Genomic DNA, 16,523 nt, shown 5'->3' on the forward strand with positions numbered 1-16,523 from the left:
GGTCCTCACACCGTGGGTATTCCGTTTGCCGCGCAATCCGCGACCGCGACGCTGGCGTCGATGGTGCGCAGGCCGCGCGGCAGAGAGGGCGAAATCAGATAGACCGCATCAGCGGTCCGGCTGCCCCCTGCCTGTTTCGTTGTTGTGCGCACATGGCGCGCGAACCCGTAGTCCCGGATCAGCGCATATTGCGCGGCGGCGCATTCCGCATATTTGTCGAGGTCGCCAGGCGCGGCAGCGCCGCGCATGGAGACGTTGAATTGCACCAGATCGCCCTCCAGCAGACTGGTTTCCACCCCTTCGTAGACAGGAGCGGGCTGCGCGCCTTCAGTGCCGGGCGCCATTGCGCAGGCGGCCAGCAGAAAAGGGGTTATGAGGGCGAAGCGGATCATTCGGCGGCCAGTTTCCCGGTTTCGCGGGCCTTCACGCCTGCCGACAGCTCCGCCATCAGCTGCGATGCGCGGGCGATCGGGTTGGTCAGGTAGAAATCCTTGACCGCGGGCAGGAAGGACGCGCTGCCGAGCTTGTCCTGCTCCAGCGGCTCGCCGTCCTTTTCGGCCACTTCGTCGATCCGGGCCAGATGCGGAACTTCCGCGACCAGCGCCTGGCGCAGCTGCGCCAGCGAGTCATAGCCCAGCTTGGCGTCAGCTTCGGCGCTCAGCGCGCGCAGGATGGCCCAGTTCTCCTTGGCCTCGCCCGGTGCAAATGCAGCACGCATGGCCAGCTGCGGGCGGCCTTCGGTGTTCACGAACAGGCCGTTCTCCTCGGTGTAGGCAGCGCCCGGCAGGATCACGTCGGCGCGGTGCGCACCGCGGTCGCCGTGGCTGCCCTGGTAGATCACAAAAGTGCCTGCGTCGATTTCCACCTCATCGGCGCAGAGGTTGTAAATCACCTCTGCCCCGTCGATGGCTGCGGCCATGCCGCCTTCGGTCACAGCGCCGATGTCCATCGCCCCGACGCGGGAAGCGGCGGTGTGCAGCACCATCAGCTTGGAGCCGGTATCGGCAGCCAGTTTCTGCGCGGCGGCCAGAACCGCCAGGCCGTCGGCCTCGCGCAGGGCACCCTGCCCGACGATCACGACAGAGGGTGCGTCCTTGACGGCGCCGTAGTCCTTGTTCAGCAGGCCTTCCAGCGCAGCGCGGTCGGTGCCGACGTGGGCGTATTCATAGGTCAGGTCCGCCGGCTGGCCGACCAGGCCGACCTGTGCGCCGTTCAGCCATGCCTTGCGGATGCGGGCGTTCAGCACCGGCGCCTCGTCGCGCGGGTTGGTGCCGATCAGCTGGATGAACTTGGCGTTGTCGATATCCTCGATGGTGGCGGTGCCGGCATAGCCCGCCCGGTTGCCGATCGGCAGGCGGGCGTTGTCGGTGCGGCACTCAACTTTGCCGCCCAGGCCCTCGACCAGCTGCTTCAGCGCAAAGGCTGCCTCGACCGGAACCAGATCGCCGATCAGGCCCGCAATCTTCTTGCCCTTCATGGCATTTGCAGCAGCAGACAGCGCCTCCGCCCAGGTGGCGGGCTTCAGTTTGCCGTCGACGCGCACGTAAGGACGGTCAAGGCGCTGGCGGCGCAGGCCGTCCCAGACAAAGCGGGTCTTGTCGCTGATCCATTCCTCGTTCACGCCGTCGTGGTTGCGCGGCAGGATCCGCATCACTTCGCGGCCCTTGGTATCCACGCGGATGTTCGACCCCAGCGCGTCCATCACGTCGATGGTTTCGGTCTTGGTCAGCTCCCACGGGCGGGCGGTGAAAGCATAAGGCTTCGACGTCAGCGCGCCCACCGGACACAGGTCGATGATGTTGCCCTGCAGGTTCGATTGCAACGTCTGGTTCAGGTAGGAGGTGATCTCCGCATCCTCGCCGCGCCCGGTCTGGCCCATCTGGGTGATGCCTGCCACCTCAGTGGTGAAGCGCACGCAGCGGGTGCAGGAGATACAGCGGGTCATGGTGGTGGAAACCAGCGGACCGAGGTCCAGATCGTCCACCGCGCGCTTGGCCTCTTTGAAGCGGCTGCCCGACAGGCCATAGGCCATCGCCTGGTCCTGCAGGTCGCATTCGCCGCCCTGATCGCAGATCGGGCAATCCAGCGGGTGGTTGATCAGCATGAATTCCATCACGCCTTCGCGGGCCTTCTTGACCATCGGCGAGTTGGTCTTGACCTGCGGCGCCTGGCCTTCGGGACCCGGGCGCAGGTCGCGCACCTGCATCGCGCAGGAGGCGGCGGGCTTCGGCGGGCCGCCGACGACCTCCACCAGGCACATGCGGCAGTTGCCGGCAATCGACAGCCGCTCATGGTAGCAGAAGCGCGGGATCTCGACGCCGGCCTCCTCACAGGCCTGGATCAGGGTCATCGCCCCATCCACCTCGATCTCGGTTCCGTCAATGTTGATCTTGCGGAGGTCAGACATGGTCTATTTCGCCCTCAGTAACACGCCGATCGCGCTGTTTTTCTCAATCTCTGCGCGGCCATAGGCGCAGAATGTTTCGGGTTCGCCGTAGTCAACGCCGTTCTGCGCCAGGAGTTCTTCTCCCTTGGCGCGCATCCGGGCCTTTTCGGCATCAGATTCGATGTAGCTGCGGATTTCCGTGTCCGAGTATCCCAGCTCGTTTGCCCGCGCTTTGAGCCGGCGCAACTCGACCAGCCCTTTCAGGTAGCGCGGGGAAATCTCCTCGCAATAATCCGAGACTTCCTTGGCCACGGCGACGGCAAACAGCGGGTCTTCGATTTCCTGCACTTCGCGCAGCGACGGCTTGGTCAGGGCCGGGGCAGGCAGGGCAACAAAGGTGGTCAGAACAGCAGCAATCAGGGCACGCATGGCATGGGACTCCTTCAGTTTCGAAGCCCCCATGCGCAAGGCCGCGCCGCTGCTATGCAATAGCAGCCGGGCCGCACGGCCCTGATATGCCGGAAATCCGCTCACGGAGTGCAGGTCCCCTGGAAGACGGCGCGGCCATCGGTGATGGTCAGCGGAATATCCTCGTTGCGCGGGTCGTTGGCCCATTCGATCTTGGAAGAACCATAGGTCGTCACGCAGTAGGTGGTGCCGCCATGTGCCGCAGCTTCGCGCGCGCCCGTGAGCGACCGTTCGACGCCCTTGATGTCGATCTGGAACACTGCCGGATCGGTTTTCTTGTCGATGGGCTTAGCCTTGGCCTTGAACGGCACGCCGTCATACAGCGTGCGGCTCTTGTTGGTAACGGAGGTGCCGCAGGCCGAAACCAGCGCCAGAGCCGCCAGGCAAGCCGCAGGAACGGCCATCCGGTATGTCTTCAAGATGCTCAAAATACTGCCACCAATGCCAGGATCGCCAAGCCGGCCATGCAGGCCCAGCCGACAACATAGAAAACAGAGCGCGGGCCGCTGTGCGGTTTGCCGATGCCCTGAAGGTGAATGAAAATCATGATGACCCGCGCCGCCAGCGCCAGCGAGGCCAGCAGGTTCACCCAGAACGGCGCTGCACCCGCCAGAATTGCCACCAGTGTCACGGTGAGGAAGGCAGGCAGCGTCTCGCAGCCGTTCAGGTATGCGCGGTTCAGCCGGTACGCCTTTTCCGCATAATCCTCCCGCGGCGTGGCCCCCGGTGCGAGGCCCGCCTTCTGCTTGGCCAGCGCCGAAAACGGCGACAGCGCCAGGGTGATCAGGGTAAAGATCACCAGCGCGGCCAGAGCGTGGGAATATGCAGCGAAGGCTTCCATCTGTTACTCAGCCGCCATCGCGCCCATGCGGCCGGTCTTCTGGGCCCGGATGCGGTCTTCGATTTCCTCGCGGAAGTTCTTGATCAGGCCCTGGATCGGCCAGGCCGCCGCATCGCCAAGGGCGCAGATGGTGTGGCCCTCGACCTGCTTGGTCACGTCCCACAGCATGTCGATTTCTTCCAGCTCGGCCTCGCCCTTCACCAAGCGGTCCATGACGCGCATCATCCAGCCGGTGCCTTCGCGGCAGGGGGTGCACTGGCCGCAGCTCTCGTGCTTGTAGAACTTGGACAGGCGCCAGATCGCCTTGATGATGTCGGTCTGCTTGTCCATCACGATCACCGCCGCAGTGCCGAGGCCGGACCCCAGTTCGCCGCGCAGGTAATCGAAATCCATGATCGCGTCGCGCATGTTCTCGCCGCGCACGCAGGGCACGGAAGAGCCGCCAGGGATCACTGCCAGCAGGTTGTCCCAGCCGCCGCGGATGCCGCCGCAATGCTTCTCGATCAGCTCCTCAAAGGAGATCGACATCGCCTCTTCAACGACACAGGGGTTGTTGACGTGGCCGGAGATCGCAAACAGCTTGGTACCGGCGTTGTTCTGGCGCCCGAAGGAGGCGAACCAGTCGGCGCCGCGGCGCAGGATGGTCGGGACAACGGCGATCGATTCCACGTTGTTCACGGTGGTCGGGCAGCCGTAAAGGCCCGCACCCGCCGGGAACGGCGGCTTCATCCGGGGCATGCCCTTCTTGCCTTCCAGGCTTTCGATCAGGGCAGTTTCCTCGCCGCAGATATAGGCCCCTGCCCCGTGGTGCAGGAAGACGTCGAAGTCCCAACCGGAACCGGCTGCGTTCTTGCCCAACAGGCCCTTGTCATAGCATTCGTCGATTGCCGCCTGCAGCGCCTCGCGCTCGCGGATGTATTCGCCGCGCAGGTAGATGTAGCAGGTATGCGCGTTCATCGCGAAGGAGGCGATCAGCGCGCCCTCGATCAGCGTGTGCGGATCGTGGCGCATGATTTCCCGGTCCTTGCAGGTGCCGGGCTCCGATTCATCGGCGTTGATCACCAGATACGCCGGGCGGCCGTCGCTTTCCTTGGGCATGAAGGACCATTTGAGGCCGGTCGGGAAACCCGCGCCGCCGCGGCCGCGCAGCCCTGAGTCCTTCATGGTCTGAATGATCCAGTCGCGGCCCTTTTCGATGATGCCGGCAGTGCCGTCCCAATGGCCGCGCGCCTTGGCGCCCGCCAGGTTGCGGTCGTGCATCCCGTAAAGGTTGGTAAAGATCCGGTCCTGATCCTTCAGCATGTGTGCCTACCTTTGGCTGTCCCGGCGCATGCGCCAGAGTTGAAATATGTTGACCAGGGCATAGATCATGCCCGCCAGCGCGGCAAAGTCGAACAGCAGCGCGTAGCGCCCCGGCAGCCCCATCATGGGGCCGATGAACAGCGACAGGACGATCCACAGCGAAATGGTCCCGGCAATCACCAATGCGATGTGCCGGCCCTTTGCTGCAATGGCCTGGTCCTGTTCCTTGCTCATCTGTTCCCTATCACCCGGAGGCGGCCCCGCGGGGCCGCATCCGATCAGTCTTCTTTTTCGTCGTAGAGGTGCTCTTCTTTGGCACGCTTCGCGAATTCGGTCTCGTCGCCCACCGCCAGGCGCTTGGCCTGCTCGATCCAGCCGTCCCGTTCGATCCGGCCCTTGAACTGGAGCCGTGCATCAACCCAGGCGACTTCGGCTTCGGTCCATTCGGCGATCTGGTCAAAGTGGAAAAAGCCCAGTTCGTTGAGCTTTTCTTCCAGCTTTGGGCCAACGCCCTTCAGCAGCTTCAGGTCGTCCGGCAGGCCGCCGCGGGCTTCCTTCAGGATTTCCGGCTGGCTTTCCTCTGCGGCTTTTGCAGCCGCCCCTTCCGGCGACGCCGGCTCTGCAGCGTCTGATTTCCTGGGGGCGGCCTTGGCTGCTTCCTCCGCCTGCTTCACAGCAGGCTTGGGTGCTTCCGGCGCCTTCGGCGGCTGGCCTTCGGCGGCACGGCCGGCAACAATGCCATCCTTGCCGACCCACGGGGTCAGCAGCGGCACTTCATCCCCCTGAATGCGCTTCACGCCGTCCTTGATGTCCATCGCCAGCTGCACCGACGCGTTGTACTGCGTCTTGCCGCTGTCGAAGTCGGTCAGCGAGGTGAGACCCGCTTTCGGCTCTGCTGCATAGCGGCCGTTCTGCGGCCCGGGGGCAACCACCTTGCCCGCGGCCAGATCATCCAGCAGCTTGGCAAAGCCCTCTGCCGTCAGATCTTCGTAATAGTCCTTGCCGATCTGTGCCATCGGCGCGTTGGTGCAGGCGCCCAGGCACTCGACCTCTTCCCAGGTGAACTTGCCATCCGCCGACAGGGTGTGCGGCTTTTCGGCGATCTTCTCCTGGCAGACGGCGATCAGGTCCTCTGCCCCGCAGATCATGCAGGAGGTGGTGCCGCAAATCTGGACATGAGCAACGGAACCAGTGGGTTGCAGCTGGAACATGAAGTAGAAGGAGGCAACCTCCAGCACCCGGATATAGGCCATGCCGAGCATGTCGGCGATGGCTTCGATCGCGGGCTTGGACACCCAGCCTTCCTGTTCCTGCGCACGCCACAGAAGCGGAATGACCGCGGAGGCCTGGCGCCCTTCGGGGTATTTGGTGATCTGCGCCTCGGCCCAGGCCTGGTTGGCCGGGGTGAAGGCAAAGCTGTCGGGTTGTTCGGAATGCAGACGGCGAAGCATTAGCGGTCAATCTCTCCAAATACGACGTCCATTGTGCCGATGATGGCGGCGACGTCGGCCAGCTGGTGGCCCTTGGCAACGTGGTCCATCGCCTGCAGGTGCAGGAACCCGGGCGCGCGGATCTTGGAGCGGTAGGGTTTGTTGGACCCGTCCGCCACCAGATAGACGCCGAATTCACCCTTGGGCGCCTCGACGGCAGCGTAAACCTCGCCCGCCGGGACGTGGAAGCCTTCGGTGTACAGCTTGAAATGGTGGATCAGGCTTTCCATCGAGGTCTTCATGTCGCCGCGCTTGGGCGGGGTCAGCTTGCCGCGGGCCAGCACGTCGCCGGTGGCCTCGCGCAGCTTTGCAATCGCCTGGCGGATGATCGAGGTCGACTGGCGCATCTCTTCCATCCGGCAAAGGTAGCGGTCGTAGCAGTCGCCGTTCTTGCCGATCGGCACCTGGAACTCGAACTCGTCATAGCATTCATAGGGCTGCGCGCGGCGCAGGTCCCATGCAAGGCCGGAGCCGCGCACCATGACGCCCGAGAAGCCGTATTTCTGGATGTCGTCCTCAGTCACCACACCGATGTCGCAGTTGCGCTGCTTGAAGATGCGGTTTTCGGTCAGGAGGCCGTCGATGTCGTCCAGCACCTTGGGGAATTCCATCGCCCAGAGGTCGATATCATCCAGCAGCTCGTCCGGCAGGTCCTGATGCACGCCGCCGGGGCGGAAGTAGGCCGCGTGCAGGCGCGCGCCGCAGGCCCGCTCGTAGAAGATCATCAGCTTTTCGCGCTCTTCAAAGCCCCAGAGCGGCGGGGTCAGCGCGCCAACGTCCATCGCCTGCGTGGTGACGTTCAAGAGGTGGTTCAGCACCCGGCCGATTTCCGAGTACAGCACCCGGATCAGCTGGCCGCGGCGCGGCACCTCGGTGCCGGTCAGTTTTTCAATGGCCAGGCACCAGGCGTGCTCCTGGTTCATCGGCGCCACATAGTCGAGGCGGTCGAAATACGGAAGGTTCTGCAGGTAGGTGCGGCTTTCCATCAGCTTCTCGGTGCCGCGGTGCAGCAGGCCGATATGCGGATCGCAGCGTTCGACGATCTCGCCGTCGAGTTCCAGCACCAGACGCAAAACCCCATGCGCCGCAGGGTGCTGCGGGCCGAAGTTGATGTTGAAGTTGCGGATCTTCTGCTCGCCGCTCAGCGCGTCGACGCTGCCGTCGTCAAATTTGGAGCCGTCCATCATTTTGAACCTCCATGCGAGATAGCTCTCCCACGATTTGAACGCACTACAACAAGGGAGCGCTTCGTAGAAAACTTCTCATTTTTTAAAAAGGACATAGCGACACCCAGCATGGCTGCACAGCCCGCCAGCAACGCCCCTACTTCGGCCAGAGGTTCAAACCACATCAGTTTGCGCCCTCCTTCTCGTCGCCGGGCAGGATGTACTCGGCACCTTCCCACGGGGACATGAAATCGAACTGGCGGTATTCCTGCACCAGCTTCACCGGCTCGTAGACCACGCGCTTCTGCGCCTCGTCATAACGGACCTCGGTGTAACCGGTGGTCGGGAAGTCCTTGCGCAGCGGGTAGCCGCGGAAACCATAGTCGGTCAGGATCCGGCGCAGGTCCGGATGGCCGGAGAACAGGATCCCGAACATGTCGTAGACTTCCCGCTCAAACCAGTTGGCCGAGGGGTGCACGTCCACGATCGAGGGCACCATCTCATCCTCGCGCACGGCGGCGCGCAGGCGGATGCGCTGGTTCCGGTACATCGACAGGAAGTGGTAGACCACGTCGAACCGCTTGGCGCGGTCGGGGTAATCCACCGCGGTGATGTCCACCAGGGTTGAAAACTTGCAGTTGGCGTCCGATTTCAGGAACTCCACCAGACCGGCGATGTTCGAGGGCGTCACGTCGATGTTCAGTTCATCAAAGGACACATCCCAGGCCACCACGCAGTCGGGGCGTTTGGCTTCGATCTGGGCGCCAAGCTCTTTCAGTGCTTCAGTCATGTTGTCTCCGCCCTTCCTTAGCGCACCAGGGTGCCGGTGCGGCGGATCTTGCGCTGCAGCTGCATCAGGCCATAGAGCAGCGCCTCAGCCGTCGGCGGGCAGCCGGGCACATAGACGTCGACCGGCACAACCCGGTCGCAGCCGCGCACCACGGAATAGCTGTAGTGGTAGTAGCCGCCGCCGTTGGCGCAGGAGCCCATCGAGATCACGTAGCGCGGCTCGGGCATCTGGTCGTAGACCTTGCGCAGGGCCGGCGCCATCTTGTTGGTGAGGGTGCCTGCGACGATCATCACGTCCGACTGGCGCGGCGAGGCGCGCGGCGCGATGCCGAAGCGTTCGGCGTCATAGCGCGGCATCGAGGTGTGCATCATCTCCACCGCGCAGCAGGCGAGGCCAAAGGTCATCCAGTGCAGCGAGCCGGTGCGCGCCCAGTTGATGATGTCCTCAGCCGAGGTGAGCAGGAAGCCCTTGTCCTGAAGCTCGGCATTGATGGCCCGGGTGACAACTTCCTTGTCCACGCCCGCCGTGTTGGGTCCGGTCATCACTGCCATTCCAGGGCCCCTTTCTTCCATTCATAGGCAAAGCCGATGGTCAGCACGCCCAGGAACACCATCATCGACCAGAAGCCGAGGTCGCTGATGTCCTTGAAACCGACGGCCCAGGGAAACAGGAAGGCGATTTCCAGGTCGAAAATGATGAAGAGAATCGAGACCAGATAGAACCGGACATCGAATTTCATGCGGGCATCGTCAAAGGCGTTGAAACCGCATTCATAGGCGCTGACCTTTTCCGGGTCCGGGTTGCGGACCGCCAGCACCACGGCTGCCAGGATAAGGACAATCCCCAAACCTGCCGCGACGGCCAGGAAGACCAGAATAGGCAGGTATTCCCTCAACATCTCTTCCAAGAGCAGCTCCTTTCCCCGGGCGGATTTCCGCGCGGCGTCAATTGGCGTGTTGATTTGGACTGTGCATACCCCCGCGCCCGGGGAGCGTCAACTGAAGCGACGTTAATCCACAAGGGTTTGGACAGAAAAAGCACGGCTGCCGTGCGGGGCGAATTCCCAAGCGTTTTCATAAGAAAAGCGGCCGCAGGGAAAACCGCGGCCGCCGCAAAAACGTGAGTCAATTATGCCGGTTTTCAGCTTTGCCAGGCGGGTTTGCGTTTGTCGAAGAACGCCGCGATACCCTCGCCGGCTTCCGGCCCTTCCCAGCGCTCGACAAGCGCCTTGATTGTATGGTCAATCACGCTGTCATCCAGCCGCGGCCCCAGATCGCGGGCCAGCTTCTTGGCCGCCGCAACCGCGCCGGGGGCGCAGTTCAGGTAGGGGGCAACTTCTGCCTCGACCGCCTCGGCCAGCTGGTCCGCGGGCACCGCCTTGGCCAGCAGGCCGAGCTCCACCGCTTCCGCTGCGCCAAACAGACGCGCCGACATGAACACCCGCCGCGCCTTGGCTTCCCCCATGCGGGCGATCACATAGGGCCCGATGGTGGCGGGAATCAGTCCCAGCTTGGTCTCGGTCAGGCCCATCTTCAGATGATCCGCACCAATGGCCACGTCGCAAACCGACGCCATTCCGACACCGCCGCCGAATGCGTTGCCCTGCACCGCGCCGATCAGCGGCTTCGGCAGGGTGTTGAGCGCCATCAGCATCTCCGCCAGCACCCGCGCCTCGCGCGCGCGGGTTTCGGCATCGGCATCCATCTGCGCCCGCATCCAAGCAAGGTCGCCGCCCGCGCAAAAGCTTTTGCCGGCACCGGTCAGCACCACCACGCGGACGGTGTCGTCCCCGGCCAGTTGTTTCGCCGCCTGGGTCAGCTCCTGCAGCATCTGGCCGGACATGGCGTTGTGCTTCTCGGCGCGGTTCAAGGTCAAAGTGCAGACGCCGCGGGCGTCGGTGTCCAGGGTGATTGTCTCGAACATCTTCTGTCTCCGCTGAATTCTTACTGCAGGCCGCGCATCATCCGGGCAAGCGCCGCGGCTTCTTCCAGCACCTCCGCATCCAGGCCGGTGTCATAGCCCAGTTCGGTCAGGCGCTTGTGCACCGCTTCCGTTGCCACATTGCCCGCCGCGCCCGGCGCATAGGGGCAGCCGCCCAAGCCGCCGACCGCCGCATCGAACACCCGCACGCCCTGCGCCAGCGAAGCCTCGATATTGTCGAGCGCCCGGCCCGCGGTGTCGTGATAGTGGCCCGCCAGCTGTGCCGCGGGCACCCGCGCAGTGACTGCCTTTAGCATCGCAGTGATCGCCTCCGGCGTTCCTTGCCCGATGGTGTCGCCCAGCGAGATCTCGTAACAACCGAGCGAGAACAGCCGTTCGGCCACCTCTGCCACCTTCCCGGGCGCCGTGGCTCCGTCATAGGGGCAGTCGGTCACACAGGAGACATAGCCCCGGACCGGCAGCCCGATCTCCTTGGCCGCGTCTAGAATGGGCAGGAAGCGGGTGATGCTTTCCTCGATGGTGGCGTTGATATTGGCCTTCGAGAACCCTTCGGAAGCGGAGGCAAAGACAGCAATCTCATCCGCCTGGGCCGCCACCGCATCCTCATAGCCGCGCATGTTGGGGGTCAGGGCTGCATAGCGCACGCCGGGCGCGCGGGTTATGCCGGCCAGCACCTCCGCGCTGCCCGCCATCTGCGGCACCCATTTGGGCGAGACGAAGCTTGCCACTTCGATGCGCTTGAACCCGGCGCGGCTCAGGCAGTCGGTCAGCGCCACCTTTTCCGCAACCGGGATCTCGCGCTTTTCATTCTGCAGCCCGTCGCGCGGGCCAACCTCGAAGATTTCGGCAAATTCGCCCATGGAATGCCCTCCGGCTTCATCTTTCCAAAAATACTCAAACTGCAGCGGGGGCGGCAAGCGCGCCGCCCCGGACCCGGGTCAGCCGTCTTCTTCTTCCAGCCGCACCAGCGCCGCGCCGGCCTCGACCTGGTCGCCGGCTGCGGCCAAAACCTCGGCCACCACGCCGTCGCGGGCCGCCAGCAGCGAATGCTCCATCTTCATCGCTTCCAGAATGGCAAGCCGGTCGCCCTCTTTCACCGCCTGGCCGGCTTCGGCAAAGACCGCCTTGACCAGACCGGGCATAGGCGCCTCGATGACGTTGCTGTCGCCGCCTGCTGCCGCATCGCGGTCCAGCGGGTCAATCGCGGTGAACTCCAGACCGTAGGCATCATGCACGGTGATCAGCGTTCCCGACTGCGAAACCGCGGGCATCCGGCGCTCATCAATGCGCCACTGGCCCTGGCTGCGTTCGGCCACGACGGTTTCGCCATCAACGGTCCACAGCTGCCGGTCCGGCCCGTCCACCTGCACGTCAGCGGTGAACTCCTCGCCCGCATGGGAAAGGGTGACAGCCCGGTGCAAAGGCGCCCAGAGGGTAAAGCCGGTGTCCGGTGCAGCCTCCGCCAGGTCCAGCGCCACCATGCCGGCCGCCGCCTTATGGCGCAGCTCCACCACCGGCGCCGCGGTCAGCGCGTCCAGATCGCGGGCAATCAGGCCGGTGTCCACTTCGCCGTTGGCAAAGCCCTCATGCGCCGCCAGTGCGCCAAGGAAGGCCAGGTTGGTGACGGTTCCGCCGACCTCGGTTTCCTCCAGCGCGCGGGCCAGCCGCGACAGCGCCACCTTGCGGGTGGAACCATGCACGATCACCTTGGAGATCATCGGGTCGTACCAGGGGCTGATTGTGTCCCCTGCCCTGACACCGCTGTCGGCGCGGGCCTCTGCCGGGAAGGACAGATGCGTCAGCGTGCCGGTTGCGGGCAGGAAGCCCTTGGGCACATCCTCCGCATAGAGCCGCGCTTCAAACGCGTGGCCGGTGATGGTGAGGTCTTCCTGCTTGGCAGGCAGGCTCTCGCCAGAGGCAACCCGCAGCTGCCACTCCACCAGATCGACGCCGGTGATCAGCTCCGTGACCGGATGCTCCACCTGCAGGCGGGTGTTCATTTCCATGAACCAGAACCCGTCGGGACGCAGCCCGTCAGAGCCGTCGACGATGAATTCTACCGTGCCGGCACCCTTGTAGCCGATGGCCTCCGCCGCGCGCACGCCGGCCTGTCCCATCGCCTCGCGCATTTCCGCGGTCATGCCCGGCGCGGGCGCTTCCTCGATCACCTTCTGATGGCGCCGCTGCAGGGAGCAGTCGCGCTCAAACAGATGCACCGCGTGGGTCCCGTCGCCAAAGACCTGAACCTCGATATGCCGCGGCTGCTGGATGTATTTCTCGATCAAGACATCCGGGTTGCCAAAGGCGGTGGTTGCCTCGCCTTGGGCACTTTTCAGGGCATCGGCAAATTCGGCAGGCTTTTCGACCAGCCGCATCCCCTTGCCGCCGCCGCCGGCAACCGCCTTGATCAGCACCGGATAGCCGATCTTCTGCGCCTCGCCGGCCAGGAACTCCGGGTCCTGATTGGTGCCGTGATAGCCCGGCACCACCGGCACGCCGGCCTCCTCCATCAGTGCTTTGGCTGCGTCCTTGAGACCCATCTTGCGAATGGCGTCTGCCGACGGACCGATAAAGACAAGCCCCGCGGCCTCCACCGCCTCGACGAATTTCGGGTTTTCCGACAGGAAGCCGTACCCCGGGTGAATCGCCTGGGCGCCGGTTTCCTTTGCGACGCGGATGATCTCGTCGCCCTTCAAATAGCTGTCCGCCGGGGCCGGGCCGCCGATATGCACGGCCTCATCCGCCAGCGCCACATGTTTCGAAGCCGCATCGGCGTCGGAGTAAACAGCCACGGTCCGCACCCCCATGGCACGGGCGGTTTCCATCACGCGGCAGGCAATCTCTCCGCGGTTGGCAATCAGGATTTTGTCAAACATGGGAGATCCTCACATCCGGAAGACGCCGAAGCGCGTGTCTTCGATCGGGGCATTCAGGGCGGCGCTCAGAGACAGGGCCAGCACGTCGCGGGATTTGCGCGGGTCGATGATGCCGTCATCCCAGAGGCGTGCAGAAGCATAAAGCGGGTGGCTCTGCTCCTCGAACATCTCGATGGTGGGGCGCTTGAACTCCGCTTCCTCCTCGGTGCTCCAGTTGCCGCCTTGGCGTTCGATGGCGTCGCGTTTCACCGTCGCCAGCACGCCTGCAGCCTGCTCGCCGCCCATCACCGAGATGCGGGAATTCGGCCAGGTCCACAGGAAGCGCGGGGAATAGGCGCGGCCCGACATGCCGTAGTTGCCGGCACCGAAGGAGCCGCCGACCAGCATGGTGATCTTGGGGACATTGGTGGTCGCCACCGCCGTCACCATCTTGGCGCCGTGGCGGGCGATGCCCTCGTTTTCGTACTTCCGCCCGACCATGAAGCCGGTGATGTTCTGCAGGAACACAAGCGGGATCTTGCGCTGGCTGCACAGCTCGACGAAATGCGCGCCTTTCTGGGCGGCTTCGGAGAACAAGACGCCGTTGTTGGCGATGATGCCGATCGGGCAGCCCTTGAGGTGGGCAAAGCCGGTGACCAGCGTCTCGCCAAAGCGCGGTTTGAATTCGTCAAAGCGGGAGCCGTCGACCAGCCGCGCGATCACCTCGCGGATGTCATAAGGCGTGCGCAGATCGCCCGGCACCACGCCAAGGATTTCCTCGGGGTCGTAAGCCGGTTCTTCCGGGCTGGCCCAGTTCACCGTCAGCGGCCTGGTGATGTTCAGCGACTGCACCGCACGGCGGGCCAGCGCCAGCGCATGGGCGTCATCCTCGGCCAGATAATCCGCCACACCGGAGAGGCGCGTGTGCACGTCGCCGCCCCCCAGATCCTCGGCGCTGACAACCTCGCCCGTGGCGGCCTTCACCAGCGGCGGGCCGGCCAGGAAGATGGTGCCCTGCTCCTTCACGATGATGGTGACATCCGACATCGCCGGCACATAGGCGCCGCCCGCGGTGCAGGAGCCCATGACGACCGCAATCTGCGGGATGCCCTTGGCCGACATCCGGGCCTGGTTGTAGAAGATGCGCCCGAAGTGGTCGCGGTCAGGGAAGACCTCGTCCTGGTTCGGCAGGTTGGCGCCACCGGAGTCTACGAGGTAGATGCAGGGGAGACGGTTTTCCTCGGCGATTTCCTGCGCGCGAAGGTGTTTCTTCACCGTCATCGGGTAATAGGTACCGCCCTTCACGGTGGCGTCATTGCAGACCACCATGACCTCCTGCCCGTGCACCCGGCCGATGCCCGCAATCACGCCGGCCGAGGGTGCGGCGCCGTCATACATGGCATGCGCCGCGGTGGCGCCGATCTCCAGGAACGGGGAGCCGGGGTCCAAGAGGTTCGCCACCCGGCGGCGCGGCAGCATCTTGCCGCGGCTTTCATGGCGGGCGCGGGATTTCTCGCCGCCGCCCATGCGCGCGGCCTCAGCCGCCTCGCTGATCTGCGCAAGCGCGTCCAGATGCGCCTCGCGGTTCTGCTTGAAGCCTTCCGAGGAGGGCATCGCCTTGGATGTGAGTTTCATGTCCACTCTCCCGTTATAGGGTTGAGATCTTTATTTCCGGTTGGGGCAGCGTACGCCGGGTATGCAACACCTTGAGTCATTCAGTTTCTCCCGCCGCCCGCGCCTTCAGCTCCTTGCGGATGACCTTGCCGGTCACCGTCATCGGCAGCGCATCCAGGAACGCCACTTCGCGCGGGTAGGAATAATGCGCGAGGCGGTCCTTGACGTAGTCCTGCAGTTCCTGCTCAGAGGCTTCCGCCCCAGGCTTCAGCACCACATAGGCCTTGACGATTTCTGTCCGCAGGCTGTCGGGCTTGCCGACCACGCCCACTGTCGCCACTGACGGGTGCGTCAGCAGGCAATCCTCGATCTCCGCCGGGCCGATGCGGTAGCCGCCGGAGGTGATCACGTCATCCTCGCGGCCGACAAAGCGCAGGTAGCCGCCCTCCCAGATGCCGCGGTCGCCGGTCACCAGCCACTCGCCGCGGAACTTGGCCGCCGTCTCCTCGGGACGGTTCCAGTATTCCAGCAGCATCGAGGCAGAGCCGCGGCGGATGGCGACGTCGCCCTCGTCCTCCGTTGGGTTGCCTGCCGCGTCGATCACCGCCAGTTCATGCCCCGGCACCGCCTTGCCGATGCAGCCCGGGCGCGGCTCGAATTCAGCGGCGCAGGAGGAAGCCACCATGTTGCATTCGGTCTGGCCGTAAAACTCGTTGATGGTCACGCCCAAGCGCCGTCGGCCCCAGGCGAGCATCTCGGCGCCCAGGGGCTCTCCACCGCTGGCAACAGAACGCAGGCCGCTGAGCCCCTGCCCGGCTGCCTTCAGCATCCGGAGCGCGGTTGGCGGGAAGAAGATGTTGCGCACCCCTGCCTGTTCGATCAGCGCCGCGCAGGCCTCCGGCGTGAACTTGTCCAGCCGCGCGGCCACCACCGGCACGCCCAGCGCCAGGCCCGGCATCAGCACGTCGAAAAGACCGCCGATCCAGGCCCAGTCGGCGGGGGTCCAGAGAACATCGCCTGACTGGCCGAGGTGGTCGTGGCTGATGGCAACCCCCGGCAGGTGGCCGGTCAGCACCCGGTGGCCGTGCAGCGCGCCCTTGGGGCTGCCTGTGGTGCCGGATGTGTAAATCAGAACCGCAGGTGTTTCAGGCGTGGTATCCGCAAAGGGCACCGGCGGGCCGTCGAAACCTGCGCTGTCTGCCATCACCGCCTCGGCCAGATCGCCAAGCAGCTCCGCGCCTTCCGGATCGGTCAGGACAAACCGCACCCCGGCGTCGCCAGCGCGCGACGCCAGCGCGTCGCGCTTGAACAGCTTGAACAGCGGCACCGAAATGCCGCCCGCCTTCCAGATCGCCAGATGCGCCGCCGCACACCAGGGCGACTGGCTGAGCAGCACGCCCACGCGGTCGCCGGGCTGAATGCGCGCCAGAAGGTAGCGCGCCAGCCCGTCCGTCATCGCCGCCAGTTCGCCATAGGAGATGTCGCGGCGCGCCGGGCCGGTCATGTCGATCACGGCGGTCGCGTCCTGCGGCCGTGACAGGCATTGCGCCGCCATGTTCAGCCGGTCCGGCAAGTGCCAGCTGCCATCGCTGCGGAGTCCCGGAATGTTACAATCCTCATGCATGTTTAGACATTCCCGAAACGCATAGCAGATATGCAGTTTTTCAGCG

General features: G+C 64.6%; 17 protein-coding genes. All 17 read right to left on the minus strand.

The window, feature by feature from the left end; genetic code table 11:
- Positions 1 to 5 precede the first annotated feature (5 nt).
- On the minus strand, positions 6 to 392 hold the full coding sequence (locus LHL23_RS03195; RefSeq protein ID WP_222475056.1) for a hypothetical protein: 387 nt from the start codon (positions 390 to 392) through the stop codon (positions 6 to 8).
- Complete coding sequence (gene nuoG / locus LHL23_RS03200) at positions 389 to 2,407, minus strand: NADH-quinone oxidoreductase subunit NuoG (protein ID WP_226428767.1); 2,019 nt, start codon at positions 2,405 to 2,407, stop codon at positions 389 to 391. The genes LHL23_RS03195 and nuoG overlap by 4 nt, the downstream gene beginning before the upstream one ends.
- 3 nt (positions 2,408 to 2,410) lie before the next feature.
- Positions 2,411 to 2,815, minus strand: a complete 405-nt coding sequence (locus LHL23_RS03205; protein WP_226428768.1) for a DUF5333 domain-containing protein — start codon at positions 2,813 to 2,815, stop codon at positions 2,411 to 2,413.
- A gap of 101 nt (positions 2,816 to 2,916) precedes the next feature.
- Positions 2,917 to 3,258, minus strand: coding sequence for a hypothetical protein (locus tag LHL23_RS03210; RefSeq protein ID WP_222475053.1), 342 nt, complete (start codon positions 3,256 to 3,258; stop codon positions 2,917 to 2,919).
- Positions 3,259 to 3,278: 20 nt separating this feature from the next.
- The gene (locus LHL23_RS03215) at positions 3,279 to 3,695 is read right to left on the minus strand and encodes an MAPEG family protein (protein ID WP_226428769.1); all 417 of its coding nucleotides are present in this window, start codon (positions 3,693 to 3,695) and stop codon (positions 3,279 to 3,281) included.
- A gap of 3 nt (positions 3,696 to 3,698) precedes the next feature.
- Entirely contained in the window at positions 3,699 to 4,997 is a 1,299-nt protein-coding gene (gene nuoF, locus LHL23_RS03220; RefSeq protein WP_226428770.1) for an NADH-quinone oxidoreductase subunit NuoF, read from the minus strand.
- Positions 4,998 to 5,003: 6 nt separating this feature from the next.
- Positions 5,004 to 5,231, minus strand: coding sequence for a DUF5337 domain-containing protein (locus LHL23_RS03225; protein WP_226428771.1), 228 nt, complete (start codon positions 5,229 to 5,231; stop codon positions 5,004 to 5,006).
- Between the two features lie 44 nt (positions 5,232 to 5,275).
- Entirely contained in the window at positions 5,276 to 6,448 is a 1,173-nt protein-coding gene (locus tag LHL23_RS03230; RefSeq protein WP_226428772.1) for an NADH-quinone oxidoreductase subunit E, read from the minus strand.
- A complete protein-coding gene (locus tag LHL23_RS03235; protein ID WP_222475048.1) occupies positions 6,448 to 7,671 on the minus strand; it encodes an NADH-quinone oxidoreductase subunit D in 1,224 nt (407 codons plus the stop codon). The genes LHL23_RS03230 and LHL23_RS03235 overlap by 1 nt, the downstream gene beginning before the upstream one ends.
- Positions 7,672 to 7,837: 166 nt before the next feature.
- Positions 7,838 to 8,443, minus strand: coding sequence for an NADH-quinone oxidoreductase subunit C (locus LHL23_RS03240; protein WP_222475047.1), 606 nt, complete (start codon positions 8,441 to 8,443; stop codon positions 7,838 to 7,840).
- Positions 8,444 to 8,460: 17 nt separating this feature from the next.
- The gene (locus LHL23_RS03245) at positions 8,461 to 8,994 is read right to left on the minus strand and encodes a NuoB/complex I 20 kDa subunit family protein (protein WP_019295997.1); all 534 of its coding nucleotides are present in this window, start codon (positions 8,992 to 8,994) and stop codon (positions 8,461 to 8,463) included.
- Positions 8,985 to 9,350: an NADH-quinone oxidoreductase subunit A gene (locus LHL23_RS03250; protein ID WP_019295998.1), complete on the minus strand. Its 366-nt coding sequence runs from the start codon at positions 9,348 to 9,350 to the stop codon at positions 8,985 to 8,987. The genes LHL23_RS03245 and LHL23_RS03250 overlap by 10 nt, the downstream gene beginning before the upstream one ends.
- A 233-nt stretch (positions 9,351 to 9,583) precedes the next feature.
- Positions 9,584 to 10,366 carry a crotonase/enoyl-CoA hydratase family protein gene (locus tag LHL23_RS03255; RefSeq protein ID WP_226428773.1) on the minus strand — a complete coding sequence of 261 codons (783 nt, stop codon included), beginning with the start codon at positions 10,364 to 10,366 and terminating at the stop codon, positions 9,584 to 9,586.
- A gap of 20 nt (positions 10,367 to 10,386) precedes the next feature.
- Positions 10,387 to 11,244, minus strand: a complete 858-nt coding sequence (locus LHL23_RS03260) for a hydroxymethylglutaryl-CoA lyase (protein ID WP_226428774.1) — start codon at positions 11,242 to 11,244, stop codon at positions 10,387 to 10,389.
- 78 nt (positions 11,245 to 11,322) lie between these two features.
- The gene (locus LHL23_RS03265) at positions 11,323 to 13,260 is read right to left on the minus strand and encodes an acetyl-CoA carboxylase biotin carboxylase subunit (RefSeq protein ID WP_226428775.1); all 1,938 of its coding nucleotides are present in this window, start codon (positions 13,258 to 13,260) and stop codon (positions 11,323 to 11,325) included.
- A gap of 9 nt (positions 13,261 to 13,269) precedes the next feature.
- Complete coding sequence (locus LHL23_RS03270; protein WP_226428776.1) at positions 13,270 to 14,874, minus strand: carboxyl transferase domain-containing protein; 1,605 nt, start codon at positions 14,872 to 14,874, stop codon at positions 13,270 to 13,272.
- A 76-nt stretch (positions 14,875 to 14,950) separates the two neighbouring features.
- Complete coding sequence (locus LHL23_RS03275) at positions 14,951 to 16,477, minus strand: AMP-binding protein (RefSeq protein ID WP_226428777.1); 1,527 nt, start codon at positions 16,475 to 16,477, stop codon at positions 14,951 to 14,953.
- Positions 16,478 to 16,523: the final 46 nt, after the last annotated feature.

Source organism: Leisingera sp. McT4-56, from assembly GCF_020514995.1.
In the GTDB taxonomy this organism is placed as follows: domain Bacteria; phylum Pseudomonadota; class Alphaproteobacteria; order Rhodobacterales; family Rhodobacteraceae; genus Leisingera; species Leisingera aquaemixtae_A.

What these genes read in the sequence shown, in the direction of transcription:
- LHL23_RS03195 (WP_222475056.1), bottom strand. Translation starts at nt 392, where the DNA reads ATGATCCGCTTCGCCCTCATAACCCCTTTTCTGCTGGCCGCCTGCGCA.
- nuoG (WP_226428767.1), bottom strand. Translation starts at nt 2,407, where the DNA reads ATGTCTGACCTCCGCAAGATCAACATTGACGGAACCGAGATCGAGGTG.
- LHL23_RS03205 (WP_226428768.1), bottom strand. Translation starts at nt 2,815, where the DNA reads ATGCGTGCCCTGATTGCTGCTGTTCTGACCACCTTTGTTGCCCTGCCT.
- LHL23_RS03210 (WP_222475053.1), bottom strand. Translation starts at nt 3,258, where the DNA reads ATGGCCGTTCCTGCGGCTTGCCTGGCGGCTCTGGCGCTGGTTTCGGCC.
- LHL23_RS03215 (WP_226428769.1), bottom strand. Translation starts at nt 3,695, where the DNA reads ATGGAAGCCTTCGCTGCATATTCCCACGCTCTGGCCGCGCTGGTGATC.
- nuoF (WP_226428770.1), bottom strand. Translation starts at nt 4,997, where the DNA reads ATGCTGAAGGATCAGGACCGGATCTTTACCAACCTTTACGGGATGCAC.
- LHL23_RS03225 (WP_226428771.1), bottom strand. Translation starts at nt 5,231, where the DNA reads ATGAGCAAGGAACAGGACCAGGCCATTGCAGCAAAGGGCCGGCACATC.
- LHL23_RS03230 (WP_226428772.1), bottom strand. Translation starts at nt 6,448, where the DNA reads ATGCTTCGCCGTCTGCATTCCGAACAACCCGACAGCTTTGCCTTCACC.
- LHL23_RS03235 (WP_222475048.1), bottom strand. Translation starts at nt 7,671, where the DNA reads ATGGACGGCTCCAAATTTGACGACGGCAGCGTCGACGCGCTGAGCGGC.
- LHL23_RS03240 (WP_222475047.1), bottom strand. Translation starts at nt 8,443, where the DNA reads ATGACTGAAGCACTGAAAGAGCTTGGCGCCCAGATCGAAGCCAAACGC.
- LHL23_RS03245 (WP_019295997.1), bottom strand. Translation starts at nt 8,994, where the DNA reads ATGGCAGTGATGACCGGACCCAACACGGCGGGCGTGGACAAGGAAGTT.
- LHL23_RS03255 (WP_226428773.1), bottom strand. Translation starts at nt 10,366, where the DNA reads ATGTTCGAGACAATCACCCTGGACACCGACGCCCGCGGCGTCTGCACT.
- LHL23_RS03260 (WP_226428774.1), bottom strand. Translation starts at nt 11,244, where the DNA reads ATGGGCGAATTTGCCGAAATCTTCGAGGTTGGCCCGCGCGACGGGCTG.
- LHL23_RS03265 (WP_226428775.1), bottom strand. Translation starts at nt 13,260, where the DNA reads ATGTTTGACAAAATCCTGATTGCCAACCGCGGAGAGATTGCCTGCCGC.
- LHL23_RS03270 (WP_226428776.1), bottom strand. Translation starts at nt 14,874, where the DNA reads ATGAAACTCACATCCAAGGCGATGCCCTCCTCGGAAGGCTTCAAGCAG.
- LHL23_RS03275 (WP_226428777.1), bottom strand. Translation starts at nt 16,477, where the DNA reads ATGCATGAGGATTGTAACATTCCGGGACTCCGCAGCGATGGCAGCTGG.